Source organism: Halarchaeum salinum (assembly GCF_039520965.1).
GTDB classification, from domain to species: Archaea; Halobacteriota; Halobacteria; order Halobacteriales; family Halobacteriaceae; genus Halarchaeum; species Halarchaeum salinum.
The window spans coordinates 220521-237813 of record NZ_BAAABL010000042.1 but is presented as its reverse complement, the minus strand read 5'-3'; the positions used below and the strand labels follow the sequence as shown (position 1 = coordinate 237813).

18 protein-coding genes and 2 pseudogenes are annotated in these 17293 nt (G+C 68.0%); 13 read left to right on the top strand and 7 right to left on the bottom strand.

Going from position 1 to position 17293, the window contains the following annotated elements; genetic code table 11:
* Positions 1-28: 28 nt before the first annotated feature.
* Positions 29-691, bottom strand: a pseudogene (gene cysE / locus ABDZ36_RS07050) (serine O-acetyltransferase); the annotation flags it as partial.
* A gap of 104 nt (positions 692-795) precedes the next feature.
* On the opposite strand from cysE, the gene ABDZ36_RS07045 reads away from it, so the two are divergent.
* Complete coding sequence (locus ABDZ36_RS07045) at positions 796-1359, top strand: HAD family hydrolase (RefSeq protein WP_211311356.1); 564 nt, start codon at positions 796-798, stop codon at positions 1357-1359.
* Positions 1360-1452: 93 nt separating this feature from the next.
* Here the strand turns inward: ABDZ36_RS07045 and ABDZ36_RS07040 are convergent, their stop codons facing one another.
* Entirely contained in the window at positions 1453-1719 is a 267-nt protein-coding gene (locus ABDZ36_RS07040; RefSeq protein ID WP_211311355.1) for a DUF5822 domain-containing protein, read from the bottom strand.
* A 69-nt stretch (positions 1720-1788) separates the two neighbouring features.
* Here ABDZ36_RS07040 and panB point away from each other — a divergent pair, with 69 nt between their 5' ends.
* The 4 genes from panB (at position 1789) to ABDZ36_RS07020 (ending at position 5877) form a co-directional block, all read left to right on the top strand.
* Complete coding sequence (panB, locus tag ABDZ36_RS07035) at positions 1789-2562, top strand: 3-methyl-2-oxobutanoate hydroxymethyltransferase (RefSeq protein ID WP_211311354.1); 774 nt, start codon at positions 1789-1791, stop codon at positions 2560-2562.
* Positions 2563-2716: 154 nt separating this feature from the next.
* Positions 2717-2965 (top strand): DUF7127 family protein, encoded by a 249-nt coding sequence (locus ABDZ36_RS07030; RefSeq protein WP_211311353.1) that lies wholly within the window; start codon positions 2717-2719, stop codon positions 2963-2965.
* Entirely contained in the window at positions 2962-5232 is a 2271-nt protein-coding gene (locus tag ABDZ36_RS07025) for a CDC48 family AAA ATPase (protein WP_211311352.1), read from the top strand. The genes ABDZ36_RS07030 and ABDZ36_RS07025 overlap by 4 nt, the downstream gene beginning before the upstream one ends.
* A 168-nt stretch (positions 5233-5400) precedes the next feature.
* A complete protein-coding gene (locus ABDZ36_RS07020) occupies positions 5401-5877 on the top strand; it encodes a GNAT family N-acetyltransferase (RefSeq protein ID WP_211311351.1) in 477 nt (158 codons plus the stop codon).
* On the opposite strand, the gene ABDZ36_RS07015 is transcribed toward ABDZ36_RS07020, so the two are convergent.
* The 3 genes from ABDZ36_RS07015 to ABDZ36_RS07005 form a co-directional block, all read right to left on the bottom strand.
* Positions 5874-6797, bottom strand: coding sequence for a hypothetical protein (locus ABDZ36_RS07015; protein ID WP_211311350.1), 924 nt, complete (start codon positions 6795-6797; stop codon positions 5874-5876). The genes ABDZ36_RS07020 and ABDZ36_RS07015 overlap by 4 nt on opposite strands.
* Position 6798: 1 nt before the next feature.
* Positions 6799-7974, bottom strand: coding sequence for a DNA primase small subunit PriS (gene priS / locus ABDZ36_RS07010; RefSeq protein ID WP_211311349.1), 1176 nt, complete (start codon positions 7972-7974; stop codon positions 6799-6801).
* A 124-nt stretch (positions 7975-8098) separates the two neighbouring features.
* Entirely contained in the window at positions 8099-8578 is a 480-nt protein-coding gene (locus ABDZ36_RS07005) for a GNAT family N-acetyltransferase (protein WP_211311348.1), read from the bottom strand.
* A gap of 149 nt (positions 8579-8727) precedes the next feature.
* On the opposite strand from ABDZ36_RS07005, the gene ABDZ36_RS07000 reads away from it, so the two are divergent.
* The 5 genes and pseudogenes from ABDZ36_RS07000 to ABDZ36_RS06980 all read left to right on the top strand — a co-directional run bounded on the left by ABDZ36_RS07000 (position 8728) and on the right by ABDZ36_RS06980 (position 13723).
* Positions 8728-9498, top strand: a complete 771-nt coding sequence (locus ABDZ36_RS07000; RefSeq protein ID WP_211311347.1) for a DUF502 domain-containing protein — start codon at positions 8728-8730, stop codon at positions 9496-9498.
* Positions 9495-9914 (top strand): archease, encoded by a 420-nt coding sequence (locus ABDZ36_RS06995; RefSeq protein WP_211311346.1) that lies wholly within the window; start codon positions 9495-9497, stop codon positions 9912-9914. The genes ABDZ36_RS07000 and ABDZ36_RS06995 overlap by 4 nt, the downstream gene beginning before the upstream one ends.
* Before the next feature lie 61 nt (positions 9915-9975).
* Entirely contained in the window at positions 9976-10641 is a 666-nt protein-coding gene (locus ABDZ36_RS06990) for a helix-turn-helix domain-containing protein (protein ID WP_211311345.1), read from the top strand.
* A gap of 193 nt (positions 10642-10834) precedes the next feature.
* Positions 10835-11143: pseudogene (locus tag ABDZ36_RS06985) on the top strand (RtcB family protein); the annotation flags it as partial.
* Positions 11135-13723, top strand: coding sequence for an RtcB family protein (locus ABDZ36_RS06980; protein ID WP_343749266.1), 2589 nt, complete (start codon positions 11135-11137; stop codon positions 13721-13723). The pseudogene ABDZ36_RS06985 and the gene ABDZ36_RS06980, both read left to right, overlap by 9 nt.
* A gap of 88 nt (positions 13724-13811) precedes the next feature.
* Here ABDZ36_RS06980 and ABDZ36_RS06975 read toward each other — a convergent pair whose 3' ends face one another.
* On the bottom strand, positions 13812-14228 hold the full coding sequence (locus ABDZ36_RS06975; RefSeq protein ID WP_211311343.1) for a DUF7969 family protein: 417 nt from the start codon (positions 14226-14228) through the stop codon (positions 13812-13814).
* A gap of 29 nt (positions 14229-14257) precedes the next feature.
* On the bottom strand, positions 14258-14473 hold the full coding sequence (locus ABDZ36_RS06970) for a hypothetical protein (protein ID WP_211311342.1): 216 nt from the start codon (positions 14471-14473) through the stop codon (positions 14258-14260).
* 84 nt (positions 14474-14557) lie between these two features.
* Between ABDZ36_RS06970 and ABDZ36_RS06965 the strand changes: the two genes are divergently transcribed.
* From ABDZ36_RS06965 to ABDZ36_RS06955, 3 genes are all read left to right on the top strand, one after another.
* Entirely contained in the window at positions 14558-15412 is an 855-nt protein-coding gene (locus ABDZ36_RS06965) for an eIF2B alpha/beta/delta subunit family protein (protein ID WP_211311341.1), read from the top strand.
* 506 nt (positions 15413-15918) lie between these two features.
* Entirely contained in the window at positions 15919-16203 is a 285-nt protein-coding gene (locus ABDZ36_RS06960) for a DUF7967 family protein (protein ID WP_211311340.1), read from the top strand.
* A gap of 52 nt (positions 16204-16255) precedes the next feature.
* Positions 16256-17293, top strand: coding sequence for a lysylphosphatidylglycerol synthase transmembrane domain-containing protein (locus ABDZ36_RS06955; protein ID WP_211311339.1), 1038 nt, complete (start codon positions 16256-16258; stop codon positions 17291-17293).

The window sequence follows — 17293 nt, the reverse complement described above, 5'->3', positions numbered from 1 at the left end:
GGACCGGGATCCACCTCGCCCGTCGTGTTCACTCCTCGGTGTCGTTCGACGTCGCAGCGCCGTCGCCGATCGGGTCGTCGTCTGCTGTCTCAGCGTCGCCGCCGTTCGTCGTGTCGTCCGGGGTCGCGACCTCGGGGTCCTCCGCGTCGCGATCAACGCGCTCGGCGGGCACGCCGATCATCGTCGCGCCCGGTTCGACGTCGGACGTGACGACGGCACCGGCACCGACCTTCGCACCGTCGCCGATCTCGATGTCGCCGAGGAGCGTCGCGTCGGCACCGATGGTGACGCCGTCGCCGACGGTTGGGTGGCGTTTCACGGGCCGTTTGTCCGCGCCGCCGAGAGTTACACCGTGGTACATGTGAACGTCGTCGCCGACGACCGCGGTTTCGCCGATGACGACGCCCATCCCGTGGTCGATGACGACGCGATCGCCGAGCTCCGCGCCAGGGTGAATTTCGACGCCGGTAAGCCAGCGGACGAGTTGGGAGACGATGCGAGCGAGCAGGCGCTCGCCGTCCTCCCAGAGGGCGTGCGTCAAGACGTGTGCCCAGACCGCGTGAAGTCCCGGGTAGCACAACAGCACTTCGAGGCGGCTCTTCGCGGCCGGGTCCGCCTCGACGACGGCCTCGACGTCCGCGCGGAACCGTGCGAGGCTACCCACGGTCGTCACCGTCGCGTCGGCCGCGACCGAACGCGAGGCGACCCTCGCCGTCTGCGTGTCTCGTCATGCAACTGCGTGCGCCCGCACACGGCAAAAGGCCAGCGTTTCCGGCCCCGTGCGCCGAAGGCGCTATGATCGCCGACAGTCAACGGGTAGTCGTGAGCGATACGGACGCCGACGACGGCTACGATGGCGTCGTCTACGACCTCGACGGGACGCTCGTCCACCTCGCGGTCGACTGGCGGGCCGTCGAGCGCGATCTCACCGACCTCTTGGCGACCGTCGACGTCGACGCGACTGGGTTCGGCGCATGGGAGTACCTCGATGCAGCCGTGGACGCCGGCATCGGCGCGGAGGCCGAGGCGCTCATCAGCGAGTACGAACGCGCCGGGGCCGAACGCGCAGAACGACTCCCGCACGCCGACGAACTCCGCGACGGCACGCGCCCGACCGCGGTCTGCTCGCTCAACTGCGAGCGCGCGTGCCGGATCGCACTCTCGAAGGAGGACTTGGCGGAGCGCGTTCGCGCGGTCGTCGGCCGCGACAGCGTTCCCACCCGCAAGCCCGACCCAGCGCCGCTCCTGCGCGCCGTCGACGCCCTCAACCTCGACCCGGTGGATGTCGTCTTCGTCGGCGACTCGGAGCGCGACGCCGAGACGGCACGGCGCGCCGGCACGGGATTCCGATACGTGTGAAGTGCACCCGGGGCCGTTCGCGCGGGCGCGCGTCAGTCCACGATATCGTCAGTTTCTCACTCCTCGTCGCGCGAGTCGTATATCGTCAGTTTCTCACTTCCTGTCGTCCGTGTCGCCCACAGCGACGGTCGTCCGTCTGGCGTAGAGGTAAACGGAGACGGCGGTGATGGTCCAGACGACGGCACCAACGCGGATCGCGAAGGTGGCCTGTGCGGTCCACGTCGGGATCGACGCGCCGCTGACGACTGCGACGAGCGCCACGATGGGCGCGCCGACGACGATGGTGAGGACGAACGTGGTCTGCATCACCCACCCGTAGTCGACGCCCTCGGGATCGGTCTCCTCGACGACCTCTGGCACGGCCGTACATGCGGGATCACTCCGCATAAAAGCCGCGTGTTTAACGGCCTGCCGCGGATACACGGATCTATGACGACCGTGCAGGACATCCGCGATCGAACCGGTGACGACCCGATCACGATGCTGACGGCGTACGACACGCCGACGGCGCGCATCGCCGACGAGGCGGGCATCGACATTCTGCTCGTCGGCGACAGCATGGGGAACGCGGTGATGGGGTACGACTCGACGCTTCCAGTGACGGTGGACGACGTGGCGTCGCGGACGGGCGCGGTCGCGCGCGGTACGGCGGACGCGCTCGTCGTCGCTGACATGCCCTTTCTGAGTTACGGGGCGGACGAGGCCGACGCCGTTGAGAACGCCGGGCGGCTGATCCGCGAGGCGGGCGCGGACGCGGTGAAGCTGGAGTGTGGCCCGCACACGGTCGGGCTCACCGAGCGGCTCGTGAACCTCGGGATCCCGGTCATGGCGCACGTCGGACTCACGCCCCAGCGGATCAACCAACTCGGCCTCGAACAGCAGGGCGCGACGGCGGAGGCCGCGGCCGAAATCGAGTCGCTGGCGGAGACCCACCAGACGGCGGGGGCGTTCAGCGTCGTGCTCGAACACGTCCCGGACGAGGTCGCCGCGGACATCACGGCGGCGCTCTCGATGCCGACCATCGGGATCGGTGCGGGCGACGCGACGGACGGACAGGTGCTCGTCGTGACGGACGTGCTCGGCCTCTCGGAGAATGTGCCGCCGTTCGCCGAGCAGTTCGGCGACGTCGCGGCGGAGATGCGCTCGGCGATCGAGGGCTATCGGGACGCAGTCGTCGACGGATCGTTCCCCGGCGACGACTAGCGCTTGCACCGGCCATCACGACGAGCACCTGCCTGTCCGTCCCGGTGACGCGGGGTGGGACCGCAATTCCACCGTTCACCGCTCTATTTATAACAAATGGCCGCATTTGCCGACGGGTTTATATACTCTCGTGCCTAACCATAGGTTAGCAATAATGCGTCCACAAAACACACTAACTGACCAGCGCGGACTCGTCGAGCGCTACGACTACGGTGACGAGACCGTCGTCGTGGCGGACACGTCCTTCGCCGACGACCGGGTGAGCGTCGATGTCGTCGACGGCACCGCGATCGTCGTCGTCGAGGGCGACGAGGACGCGCAACACGAAATCGATCTCCCCGAGGGGGAGGTCGCCCGCGCGTTTATCAAGAACGGGATCGTCACCGTCGAGGTGAAGCGATGAAGCTCACCGTCAAACCGCTCAAGCAGGACCAGGCGGGTCGCGGCCTCGCGGCCGTCGACCGGCGAGCCATGGAGGAGCTCGGTCTCGACAACGGCGACTACATCGTCATCGAGGGGAGCGGCGACGGCCGCGCCATCGCGCGCGTCTGGCCGGGCTACCCCGAGGACCAAGGCGAGGGCGTCATCCGTATCGACGGCGACGTCCGCCAGGAGGCCGACGTCGGGATCGACGACGGCGTCACCATTGAGAAAGCGGACGTCAGTCCCGCGAAATCGATCAGCGTCGCGCTCCCACAAAACCTCCGCATCCGCGGGGACATATCGCCGTACATCCACGACCGGCTCTCCGGGAAGGCCGTCACGACCGGCCAGACCATCCGCGTCCCCTTCGGCTTCGGCGGGTTCGGCCAGATGAGCGGCCAGCGCATCCCCGTCCGCATCGCCGGGAGCGATCCCGAGGGGACCGTCGTCGTCACCGACTCCACGGAGATCCAGGTGAGCGAGATCCCCGCCGAGGAGATCGCGGAGGAACGCGCCGGAAGCGGCGGCGAGAACACGCCGAACGTCTCTTACGAGGACATCGGCGGCCTCGACAGCGAGCTCGAACAAGTACGAGAAATGATCGAGCTCCCGATGCGCCACCCCGAGCTCTTCCAGCAGCTCGGCATCGAGCCCCCGAAGGGCGTGATGCTCCACGGGCCGCCCGGCACCGGGAAGACGCTCATCGCGAAGGCCGTCGCCAACGAGATCGACGCGCACTTCCAGACGATCTCCGGCCCGGAGATCATGAGCAAGTATTACGGGGAGTCCGAGGAGAAGCTCCGCGAAGTCTTCGACGAGGCCGAGGAGAACGCCCCCGCGATCGTCTTCATCGACGAGATCGACTCCATCGCACCGAAGCGCGAGGAGACCCAGGGTGACGTCGAGCGCCGTGTCGTCGCCCAACTCCTCAGCCTGATGGACGGCTTGGAGGAGCGCGGCGACGTCATCGTCATCGCGGCGACGAATCGCGTCGACGCCGTCGACCCCGCACTCCGCCGCGGCGGGCGCTTCGACCGCGAGATCGAGGTCGGCGTCCCGGACAAGGACGGCCGGCGCGAGATCCTGCACGTCCACACGCGCGGCATGCCGCTCGCCGATGGCGTCGAGGTCGACGAGCTCGCCGAGAACACGCACGGCTTCGTCGGCGCGGACATCGAGAGCCTCTCGAAGGAGGCCGCGATGAACGCCCTGCGGCGCATCCGCCCCGATCTCGATCTCGAATCCGACGAGATCGACGCCGAGATCCTCGACTCCATCCAGGTCACCGAGAACGACTTCAAGCAGGCGCTGAAGGGCATCGAGCCCTCGGCGATGCGCGAGGTCTTCGTCGAGGTACCCGACGTCACCTGGGCGGACGTCGGCGGCCTCGGCGACACGAAGGAGCGTCTGCGCGAGACGATCCAGTGGCCCCTCGACTACCCCGAGGTGTTCGAGTCGATGGACCTCGACTCCGCGAAGGGTGTCCTCATGTACGGCCCGCCGGGCACGGGGAAGACCCTGCTCGCGAAGGCCGTCGCCAACGAGGCCAACTCGAACTTCATCTCGATCAAGGGCCCCGAGCTCCTCAACAAGTACGTCGGGGAGTCCGAGAAGGGCGTCCGAGAGGTCTTCGAGAAGGCCCGCTCGAACGCACCGACCGTGGTGTTCTTCGACGAGATCGACTCGATCGCGGGCCAGCGCGGCGGGAACCAGAGCGACTCCGGCGTGGGCGAGCGCGTCGTCAGCCAGCTCCTCACGGAGCTCGACGGCATCGAGGACCTGGAGGACGTCGTCGTCGTCGCGACGACGAACCGCCCGGACCTCATCGACTCCGCGCTCCTCCGGCCGGGCCGTCTCGACCGACACGTCCACGTCCCCGTCCCCGACGAGGAGGCGCGCCGCGCCATCCTCGACGTCCACACCGAACACAAGCCGATCGCCGACGACGTCGACCTCGACCGGGTCGCCCGGCGTACCGAGGGCTTCGTCGGCGCGGACATCGAGGCGCTCGTCCGCGAGGCGACGATGGCCGCGACGCGCGAGTTCGTCAACACCGTCTCGCCCGAGGACGCGGCCGACTCCGTCGGTAACGTCCGCGTGACGATGGCGCACTTCGAGGAGGCGCTCAGCGAGGTCGGCCCGTCCGTCACTGACGACGTCCGCGAGCAGTACGAGGAGATCGAACAGCGCTTCGAGACGGCCGAGAAGCCCGAGAAGGAGCGCGACGCCGGCCGGGCGTTCCAGTAGGCGACCCGCCCGCGTCCGGACGCGGCTCTCCCGCGTCCGCACTCAACCCGTCCGCATTCTCCACCCGTTTCCTACGTCTTTTCCGCGAGCCGCTTCCTCTTCCCTTCCGCGAGCCGTTCCCCACGTCGTTTCCGCAAGCCGTTTCCCCACCGGTCGCCGAGCGCGAGCATGGAGATCGTGCGGTTGCGCGAGGCGGAGCTCGAGGCGTTTCTCACAGAGCTGTGGCTCCCGGCGAAGCGCGAGATGGCGGCGACGATGACGGGCTACGAGCTCGACGAGCGTGACGACGTCCGCGAGACAGGCCGCTCGCACTACCGCTCGCGGCTGGCGGACGACGAGACGGCGACGTACGTCGGGCGCGAGGACGGCGCGCTCGTCGGTTACGTGAGCGCGGAGCTCCGCGGCCCCGCGCCGATCTTCGAGGCCGTCCGCGAATGCCACGTCAGCGATCTCTACGTCGACCCCGACACGCGCCGCCGCGGGGCCGGGCGCGCGCTCCTCGAGGCCGCCGAGGAGTGGGGACGCCTCCACGACTGCGCGCACCTCGATCTGAACGTCGACGCCGACAACGAGGGAGCGCTCGCGCTCTACGAGGCGGCGGGGCTCAACGCGGAACGCTATCAGATGCAGAAGTCGCTCGACTAGTCCAGTCGTTCGGCGGCGTCGCGCGCCAACAGCGGTTCGACGTTCTCCTCGGGGAGAGTGACGACGTCGTCGGCCTCCAAGGTGTACGCGCGCTCGTCGATGCCGTACACTTCGCCGACGTCCTGCGTGATGTGGAGGGTCGCGCGCTCGATGTCGGGTTCGGACGTGTCGCCGTCGCCGGATTCGGACGTGTCGCCTTCACGGCCCTCGCCCGCCGTGTCGTCGGCCGTCGCGGCCTCGCCTTCGTGCTCCTCGCCGTCCGCCGTGTCGTCGTTCCCGAGCGAGCCGCCGTCACCGCCCATCGCTGCGGCGGCGGTCGACGCCTCGGTGTCACTCGGGGCGTCGTTCGATATCTCGGTGTCACTCGGGGCGTCGGCCGCTGCGCCGTCCGCGTCGGGCGTGGGCGCATCCGGCGGCGGCGTCGGATCAGCCATCCCTCCCGCGCGATCGTTCACGACGCTCGCGGGGTCGGCGGACTCGTCGCTCTCGGGTGGGGCGTGGGCGTCCGGCCCGGCGGCGGTCGCGGCGTCCGCTTCGCCCGCGAGGACGTCGAGTACGCGGGACTTGTTCGACTCGATGCGCGCGACGAGGTCCGTGTAGAGATCGCGCTCCTCGGCGGTCAGCCCCTCGGCGTCGGAGCCCATCCCGGCGGCCGTGAGGCTGGCCTGTTTGACGATCTTGCCGACGCGGCGCTCGTAGATCGCTTCGGCGACCTGTTCTGCGGTCTCGATCTCGTCGGTGAGCGACTGGACCTCCTCGTCGCCGAAGGGGTCGTCGGCCTCGGCGGCGGCCTGCTCGCGGCGCTCGCGGAGGTCCGCGATGTACTCCGCGGCCTCCCGATAGAACGAATCCCGCAGGTCCTGGAGGCCATCCGTCGTCCGTTCGCGCGTCTGTGTCGCGCGGAGGTCGTCGATATTCATCTTATTCAGCCGCCTTCTCCGCCCACCCGCGGGCCATCAAAAAGACGCCCACGTACTCCGGTAGTGTTTGCTCACCCGGGACCACCGTAATCGTTTCGCCCCGCATAGCGAGTTCGTACTCGCGCTCAACGGTCACCCGGATGTCGTGGCCGACGAAGGTGTCGGGGATGGCGTCCGTCAGCGGGTCGAACGCGTCGATTGCGTCGCGCTCGATCGGCGTCACGACCAACCCGCTGCCGCCGTGGAGCGACCCCGGGAGGCGGATGAGCCGGTGGGTGTCGGTCGTCACGGGTTCGTCGATCGGGGCCTCCGCCTCGTCCACCGTCTCCGCGAGCAGCTGGCGCGCGACGTTGAGGAACGCCGGGTGGACGTCGACGTTCCCCGAGCGCACCGCGTCGGTGTTGTTCCGAACGACGTTGCGGACGGCTTCGGCGTTCTTCTCGCCGACGCCGTCGAACGTCCGCAGGTGTAGCAGCGCGTCCTCTTCATCCATATCGAGCAGCTCGTCGACGAACTCGTTGATGTGCTCGACGGCGCGTCGCCCCCAGCCGCCCTCGGTCGGGAGCGTGCGGCGCGTCGTCGGGTTCTTGACGCCGAGCCCGCTCACCGTCTCCTCGCGGACGAGCGACTCGAAGGCGACGCCGTTGCCCCGAACGTAGTCGACGATCTCGCGGCGCTCGTCGCGCTCGAGGTCGGCGACCGACTCGTCCCGGACGTGGGCGTGATAGCCGCGGCCACCCGAGAAGACGAGCGAGACGTCCTCGAAGCCGAAATCGTCCTCGAGGAAGTCGAGGAGCTTCACGAGGGCGTCCTTGCTCTTCGCGAGCATCTCCGCGTAGGTGTCCTCGCCGAGCGTCACGCTCGGGAGGTGGTCGGCGTCGATGTCGAAGACGAGATCGGCACCGCGCCACTCCTTCTCCGCCATCGTCGACGCACCGGGCGTCTCGTAGCGCCCCGCCGAGAAGTAGACGTGTCGCGGGCGTTTGCGTCTGAGGAACGCGCCCATATCCCCGAGATCGAGGAGGTCGCGGTGGCGTACCATCGTCTCGTCGGGCCCCTCGGTCCACGGGATGAACCCCCACTCGCGCTCGTCCGCACTCGGCGGTAGCGGGACGTCCGCGCGCCGGTAGTAGTCGCTGAACCGCCCCCGTAGATACGCGCGCGTCCGTTCCTCCATCCCCCGGACATACGCGTCGGGGCGGGAAAAGGCGTGTCGGTCTCCGGGGACGCGCTCGCCGCGTGCGGCCGACCGGCGGGACAGGCCGATGCGCCCTCTCGTCGGAGGTATTCGGCGGGGCGACCTACCGCCGAAGGTATTCGGAGAGCCGATCGCGCAGGCGTTCGCTCTCGCCGAGCCGGAGGTAGTAGGCCCCTTCGCCGTCCTCGTAGTAGTTGTCGATCTCGCGGACGATCTCGAAGCCGAGATGGCGGTAGAAGCCGAGGGCCCCCTCGTTCGACACGCGAGCGTGACAGGACACCGTCTTCGACCCCTCGGCGACGGTGGCGACGAGGCGTTCGCCGAACCCCTCGCCGCGGTAGTCGGGGGCGACGGCGAGGAAGAGGATGTAGCCGTCGTGGCGCGCCGCCGCGAAGCCGACGAGGGTCTCGTCGGGTGTGACGTACGCGTAAATCGTCGCACGTCGGTAGGCATTAGCGAAGAACCCGCGGCGCTGCCGGAGGAGGCCTTCGCGTTCGTGGATCCGCTCCTTGAGGTCCCACGCGTCGTCGAGGAACTCGTCGCTACCGCGCGGGACGACCCGTTGCTCGACCGTGACGCTCACTGCCCGCCTCTAGCCCACCGGAGGATATAGTTCCACCGTCCCCCGAGCGGATGCCTCGCCCAATCGGCCTCCACGCGGATGCGACGACCCTGCCGGTCGCCCGGATGGATGCACAACCCTTTCGGTCGCTCCCCACCCAGATGTTGATCATGTCTTCGGACGGCCCTCGGACGCGGCGACGGATGCAGGCAGCCGGACATTCGGCCGTCTCACGCGTCAGGGAGGCCTTCCTCACCGGGATTGCGGTGATGGTACCCATCCTGATCACGCTCTACGTCCTCCACGCTGCGCTCGGCCTCTTTACGAACGTCCTCGATCCACTCGCGTACGGCCTCCAGCGTCTCAACGTCGCCCCCGAGCGGCGCTTCGTCATCGTCCAGTTGACCGCGGCGTTCCTGCTCGTCGTCGTGACGTTCAGCGTCGGCTTCTTCGCGTCCTTCCAGTCGGGCGAGCGGGCGCTCGAATACTTCGACCTCCTGATCGAGCGTATCCCCGGTATTGGCTCCGTCTACACGAGCTTCCGACAGATGAGTGACGTGATGCTCGAATCGGACGCGGAAAACTTCCGCAAGGTCGTCCTCGTCGAATACCCCCACGAGGGCGCGTACACGCTCGGCTTCGAGACGGTCAAAACGCCCGAGCCCATCCGCGAGGCCGCCGGCGACGAGACCCTGCGGACGCTCTTCCTCCCGCTCGCGCCCAACCCCGTGATGGGCGGCTTTCTGGCGCACGTCCCGGAGAGCCGGATCATGGACGTCGACATGACCGTTGAGGAGGGAATGCGGACGGTCGTGACGACCGGCGTCGCCGTCGCCGACACGGCGGAGGCGGAGGGGCTCTCGCGTGAGCACCTCGAAGAGATCGGGGGCTCGGAGGTCGGCGAGCGGTTCGCTGCCGACGACGCGGAGGACGAGCGATGACCCGCGACTACGCCCTGCGCGAGCACACCGCGGATATCGCCGTTGAGGCCCACGGAACCACGCTCGGGGCATGCTTCGCCGCTGTCGCGGACGGGATGGCCGCCGCGATGTGCGAGTCGATCCCCGAGTCGGGCGGCGAGCGATTCGCGATCGAGGCGAACGCGACGACGAAGAAGCGTCTCCTCTACGACTACCTCGACAACCTCATCTACGAGCGCGACGTCCGCGGCGTCCTCCCGGTCGACAACGAGGCGACCGTCGCGCGCGACGGCGAGGACTGGGTCCTCGATGCATCTTCTCGCGGGGTCCCGCTCGCCGACGTCGCCGCCCGCGACCTGAAGGCGGTTACGTTCTCCCAGATGCGGATCGAGGAGACCGCTGCGGGCTGGGAAGCGTACGTCGTCTTCGACGTCTGAATGCGACGATGAACGCGTGGCCACACGTTACATATGTTCCCCGTGAGAACTCCCGTGGACGATGGGTGTCATCGTCGAGTTCGACGTCGACGCTGACTCGTTCGAACTCGGGCGAGCGCTCGCGGTCCCGGGACGCGCCGACATCGAACTGGAGGACGTCGTCCCGCTCGGCGACGACGTCGTCCCGCTCTTCTGGCTCTACGAGACCGATCCGAGTGAGTTCGTCGAGACCGTCGAGGAGAACGACGCCGTCGAGGACGTCCTGGTCTTCGACGAGACCGAGAGTCGGACGCTCTACGCCCTCCAGTGGGACGCGACGCGCGACTCGTTTCTCTCGGCCATCCCCGAGTTCAGCGGGTTCCTCCTGAGCGCAACCGGGTCGGAACGGACGTGGATGCTCCGCGTCCGTTTCCCGGATCACGACGCGCTCTCCTCGTTCAACCAGTGCTGTACCGAGCGGGGCGTCGGCCTCGAAGTGACCGGCCTCTACAACCGGACACGCCCGGACGCGGGACGGTGGTACGGGCTGACCGAGACGCAGTACGAGACCCTCCTCCTCGCGTGCGAGCAGGGGTACTACGACATCCCGCGGCGGGTGTCGACGCAGGACCTCGCGGACGAGCTCGGCGTCTCCGATCAGGCCGTGACCGAACGCCTTCGCCGGGCTATCCAGACGCTCACGGACAACGCGCTCCGAGTCGGAGGACACGAGGACGATCGGGATTAAAGGGGCTGGTTCGCCAAGTCAAAGCCCTATCGGCGTGACGCGACGAGGACGGATCGGGTCGAGTGTCCGTGACTGAGGGGGAGCGGGGATATCACTATCCGACGACTCGACCCCCATCGGAACCACAACCGGCGTCGTCCCGAGTGGCGACGCGGAACGGTTCTTTTAGGACTCCGGCAGCGGAACGATTCGTATGACCACGTTCGACGCGGGCGACGTCACTCTCAGCGAGGTCGAGGAGTACGTCTGGGAGATCGCCCGAGAGGACGGGATGAACACGCCGGCGCGCGTCCTCGCCAGTGAGGACCTCCTCGAGGCCATCGCCGACGACGACACCCTCCAGCAGATTCGGAACGTCACGCACCTCCCCGGCGTCGTCGAGCACGCCCTCTGCATGCCCGACGGCCACCAGGGGTACGGCTTCCCCGTCGGCGGCGTCGCCGCCATCGACTCCGAAAACGGCTGCATAAGTCCCGGAGGCGTCGGATTCGACATCAACTGCCTCTCCGGAAACACCGATGTCCTGCTGGAGTTCGGCCGTCACCGACGCATCCGTTCGTTCAGCAACGCGGTCGAGTCCGAGCGAGCGCTCGTCCAGACTGACGCCGACGAGACGGCCTCGGATGTTCGCCTGTTCACGGAGACGTCGAACCGAACCGTCCACGAGGTCGTGACGGGGACGGGGGACACGGTCGAGGCGACCGCCGACCACCCGTTCCTCACTCCCGACGGGATGGTCGAACTCGACGACCTCTCGCCGGGTGACGAGGTGTTCCAGCGACAGTTCGAGGGGCTCCCCGACGAGGAGCCGCCGGAGTTCGTCGTGCTCGACGAGCGGGACTTCGTCGACGAGGACCCGCAGCTCGTCCGAGCGCTGAAGGAACGCGACCTGCTCCCGCTCCTCTCGACGGACGACGCGTTCGCACGACTGCTGAAGCTCGTCGGGTTCCACACGGGGGACGGGTCGTTCGGGAGCGGGTCGCAGACGTGGTTCTACGCCGACCCCGAGGACTGCGAGGCGATCCGCGACGACATCGCGGCCCTCGGGTTCACGCCGTCGAAAGTGTACGAACGTGACCGACAGCACAGCGTCGGCGGGAACGAGTTCGAGGTGACCGAGTACAGCGTTCGCTCGACGTCGAACGCGTTCAGACAGCTCCTCCGCCGTCTCGGCGCGCCCGCGGGGAAGAAGACGCAGTCCGACTTCACGACACCGGACTACCTCGACCGGCTCGCCGACTGGCAGGTCGCGATCTATCTCTCGGCGTTCTTCGGCGCGGAGATGAGCGCGCCCGCGGCGGTCTCGGCGAAGAACTTCTTCGCGCCGTCCGTCTCACACAACCGGAACGTCGAGGTGGCTGAGGCGGGCGAGGCGTTCCTCCGCGAGATGATGGGCTACCTCAACGGGATGGGAATCCGAACGAACGCTCTCGAAACCGTCGAACACGGTTCGAACGCGGCCGGCGAGACGGTCCGGTATCGCTTCGGTGTATCGAGCGAGGCGTCGAACCTCGTTCGCTTCCTCTCGACCGTCGGCTATCGGTACAACCGCGAGAAGCGCCGTAAGTCGGCGCTGGCGACGGCGTATCTGAAGACGAAGGAACGCCACATCCAGGATCGAGCGCGTATTGCCCGCGAGGCGAAGGCGATGGCCGACGGCGGCGCGTCAATCTCGGAGGTGAAGTCGTCGTTCGACGTCAACGACCGGTTCCTCGAACGGAGCGTCTACGAGGGCCGCGACGGGCGGCCACGCCCTGCGGCCGACTTCCCCGATTACGACGCGTTCGTCGACGGCGTCCAGACGCGCGGACTCGCCGTCGCCACACCTATCGAGTCGATTACCGAGTTAGGCGAGAAGTCCGTCTACGACATCGGCGTGACGCACGACGAGCACAACTTCGTCGCCGACGGCTTCGTCGTCTCCAACTGCGGCGTCAGAATGGTGAAAACGAACCTCACCTACGACGACGTCGCGGGCCGCGAGGAGGAGCTCGTCGACGCGCTCTTCGACGCCGTCCCGACCGGCCTCGGGGGCGGCGGCGTCGTGACCGGCGACGCGGAGACGATGACCGGCGCGCTCGAACGCGGCCTCGACTGGGCCCACGAGGCGGGCTACGCGACCCGCGCCGACCTCGAACACTGCGAGGACGGCGGCTACCGACCGGATGCCGATCTCTCGAAGGTCTCGCAGAAGGCGACGGACCGCGGGCGCAATCAGTTGGGCAGCCTCGGCTCGGGGAACCACTTCCTCGAAGTGCAGCGCGTCACCGACCTCTACCGCGACGACGTCGCGGACGCATACGGCCTCTCGGAGGACCAGCTCGTCGTCCTCATCCACTGTGGCTCGCGCGGGCTCGGCCACCAGGTGTGTTCGGACTACCTCCGGCGGATCGAGGAGGAACACGCGGAGTTCCTCGAGGACCTCCCGGACGACAACCTCGCGGCCGCGCCCGCTGGGAGCGAACTCGCCGAGGATTACTACGGCGCGATGTGCGCGGCGATCAACTTCGCGTGGGTGAATCGGCAGCTCATCACCCACCAGGTGCGTGAAACGTTCGCGGACGTCTTCGACACGCCGTGGCCCGAACTCGGCATGGAACTCCTCTACGACGTCTCGCACAACATCGCGAAGCGCGAGACCCACGAGGTCGAGGGCGAGGAGCGCGAGCTGTTCGTCCACCGGAAGGGCGCGACGCGGGCGTTCCCCGCCGGCCACCCCGAGGTGCCGACGGCGTACCGCGACGTCGGCCAGCCCGTCATCATCCCCGGCAGTATGGGTGCGGGGAGCTACGTCCTGCGCGGCGGCGATGAGTCGATGGAGCGGACGTTCGGCTCGACGGCGCACGGCGCGGGGCGGCTGATGAGCCGCACGCAGGCGAAACGCGAATACCGCGGCGAGGAGGTACAGTCGGACCTCCGCGAGCACGAGCACGTCTACGTGAAGGCCGAATCCGGCGCGACGATCGCCGAGGAGGCCCCCGGCGTCTACAAGGACGTCGACGAGGTCGTGCGCGTCAGCGACGAGCTCGACATCGGCGATAAGGTCGCGCGCACCTTCCCCGTGCTGAACATCAAGGGGTAGAGCCGGACTCCGGCGACGGAGCCGCTGTCATCGGGTCGCGGAGGACCGGTGTCACCGAGCGCCGTCCGCGACCGCCGCGGGCACGGCGCTATTGGTTCGCCGGCCCGCCCGGCCCGCTCGGCACACTCGGTCCCCGCGGGACTCTGCCCTCGGCGAGCTCGACGTACTCGCTCTCTCGCGTCCCCGCGGCCTCGACTTCCTCGCCATCCTCGTACGCGACGAAGTTAAGGTAGAACGGCTCGCCACAGCCGAACGCGTCCGTTTCTTCGGCGTCCGTCCCATCTCCGCAACGAGTGCCGCCCGGCGGTTCCCACGCACAGCCGTCGCTCTCCCCGCAGACGAAGCGGACGCCGTCAACGTCCGGATCATCGTACGCCTCGTCGGGTGCGACGTACGCCCATCCCTCCAGCGGGTAGGGCGTGACGGACTTGTCGTCGAGATAGGCGTCACGTTCGAGGGCGACGACGGTCTCACACCGCGGACAGGAGTAGCGAATGGCGACCATAGCGACACAACGAGCGCGGAGGAGATAGATCACGCGGCGACGGCGCGGGCGTTCGCAAACGCGAGGCGGGCAGCGACAGCACGCCGTCGAGCGACCTCGATACCGCGACGTGAAACGTCGTAGCCGCGCCTGACGCCGGCGATGGTGCGCCCGGTGGCGCGTCGGAACCGACTGCCCGTGCGGACGTCGTACGCGTGCGTCATGGACTCAGTCGTCTCGTGTGGATTCGCAGTCGTGTCGTGCATATTCGTGTTCGATTCCTGCCGTGTGAAAGAAGGTGGCGGCCACCTGTCGGAAGGTTCAGGGCATCGCGGGCCGGTCGTTCGACCATGATCGACGAGACCGCCGAGGAGATCGCGGAGATGCGGACGCACTCCTCCTCGGTCGTCGCCGTGAAAGCCGCCCGCGCGCTCGAGGACCTGCTTGACGAGGAGTTCCACACCGTCGAGGAGTACGTACGCGCCCTCGAGCGCAATAGTTCGGCGCTCCGGCGCGCGAACCCCTCGCACGCCTCGCTCGTCACGACGCAACACGAGATCGTGGAGGCCGTCGAAGACGTCGACGCCGAGACGGTCGCGGACGCGAAAGAGCGCACACAGGCGGCTATTGATGCCGTCGTCGAGCGCGTCGAGACGGGGAAGCACGAGGCCGCCGAAGCCGTCGCCGAGGAACTCGCGGACGGCATGACGCTGTTGACCCACGACTACTCGACGACCGTCCTCGAAGCGATCGAGACGGCCGCGGAGAACGGCACGTATCTCGACGTCTACGTCACTGAGGGCCGCCCGCGCTACATGGGTCGCCGGACGGCGCGTCGACTCGCCGAAATCGACCGTGTGGACGCGACGCTCATCGTCGACGGTGCAGCCGGCCACTACATGGACGAGGTTGATGCGGTGCTGCTCGGGATGGACTGTATCGTCGACGATTTCCTCTACAACCGCGTCGGCACCTACCCGCTCGCAGCGGTCGCGGGCGACGCGGACGTCCCGGTCGTCGCCACGGGATCGTCGGCAAAGCTCGTGGACGAGGGCGGCTTCCGCTTCGAGAACGACTACCGGACGCCGACCGAAGTCCTGCTCGAACCGTCGGAGGGGTTCGACGTCGCGAATCCGGCGTACGACGCGACGCCGGTCGATCTGCTCGACCGCGTCGTCACCGACGCGGGCGTCCGTCAGTTGTGAACCACCCCGACCGACTTACTCGCCGCTGACGCGGCTCGTTCCTTGAGGTCGGGGCTTCCTGTTTCCACGGCGCGCTTTGCAGGTACAGGCGTATCCACAGGGAGTGCAGTCCCCACGCGTTAACGAGAGCGAAGCTCTCGTTCGCACAGCAGAATCGCACGGCAATTCTGCGGACGCTGACGGATTGCCCCGCGATTCGTTCGCCAACCAGAAATATTCGATTTCGTCAACGCCGTATCCTCCTACTCGCTCCCTGCGGTCACTCCTTGAGGAAGGAGAATTAGCGCCCATTTTCTGGGCATAGGGCAGCCACCGATAAGAGTGTTAGCCGTAAGCGTAACTGAGTTCTCGATGAAGATGGGTGTACTGGATCATTTCGGCCGAGAGCCAGTCTCCGATCTCATGTACAATCCCTCTCGTTCGAAATTACTAGCCGCCACTCGACCCACGCACTGATTCCGACTCCGCCCATCACGCATTTCCGGGACGCCAACGAGCGGACCGGTATGCGCGACGAGACCGACGACGGCGTTCGCGTCTGGCTAGTCGAACGGACGTACTCCGACGACGAACAGAACCTCATCATCCTCACGTACGCCACGCCCGACGGCGAGCGGTACTTCCGCAAGGAGCGTGCGCTCACCTCGTTCAGTGACACACGCGACACGACCGCCGCCGTCGACGCCGACCCCGAGAACCTCGGCGCGGTCGACGATCCGGATCGACGAGAGCAGTACGCTGCCGAGGCCCGCCGGATGGCCGACGTGCACGCGCCGGACGACGTCATCTGAGCGCTCGCCCGCGAGCCGTGAGTTTCACGTCCCCGATCCCCGAAGGGCGGGCATGCTCGACTCCCGTCGTAGTGCGGCCGCCGTCGGTTTCCTCGTTGCGGCGCTCGTCCTCGCAGGCCTCTTCTGGTACGTCGGTGCGGGGGCGGTCGCCGCGGAACTCGCGGACGCCGACCTCGGCCTGATCGCGCTCGTCGGCGTGACGGCGCTCGCGTGGCTCGGCGCATGGGCGCTCGTCCTCCGGTTCGTCCTCGGCGCGGTTGGACCGACGCTCCCGTACGGGGACTCCGTTCTCGTCTACGCGACCGCGTCGTTCGCCAACAACGTCACGCCGTTCGGGCAGGCGGGCGGCGAACCGATCACGGCGCTCGTCATCTCCTCCGTCGCGGACGTCGAGTACGAGCGCGGCCTCGCCGCCATCGCGAGCACGGACGCGCTCAACTTCGTCCCGTCCGTGCTGTTCGCGCTGTTCGGCGTCGCCTACTACGCGACGACCACCGGGCTCCCCGGCCGACTCGGGTTCCTCGCGACGGTCGTGCTCGCGCTCGCCGTGCTCGCGCCAGTCGCGATCACCCTCGGGTGGCGCTATCGCTACCGGCTTGAATCGGGTCTCGTCGCCGTTCTCGGCCCGATACTCGCCAGGCTGGGGACGATCGAGTGGCTCCCCGTCCCGACGCCCGAGGGACTCGCGCGACGCGTCGAGGGGTTCTTCAACGCTGTCGAGCGCGTCGCGACCAGCCCCCGACGGCTTGTGCTCGCGCTCGGGTGTTCGGCGGCCGGGTGGCTGTTCCAGTCGCTCGGGCTCTGGATCGCCTTCCGCGCGTTCGGCGTCTCGATCCCGTTCTACGTCGCGCTGTTCGTCGTCCCGCTCGGCACCGTCGCGAGCGCGACGCCGACCCCCGGCGGGCTTGGTGCGATCGAGGCCGTCTACGTGCTCTTGCTCTCGATCGCGACGCCGCTCCCCGCCTCGACGATCACCGCGGTCGTCACCGTCCATCGCGTCGGCGGCTTCCTCCTCATGACGTCCATCGGCGGCGGCGCGAGTGCCTATCTCTGGGCGACGGGTCGGGCCGCGCTCGCCGAGGCGAGCTAG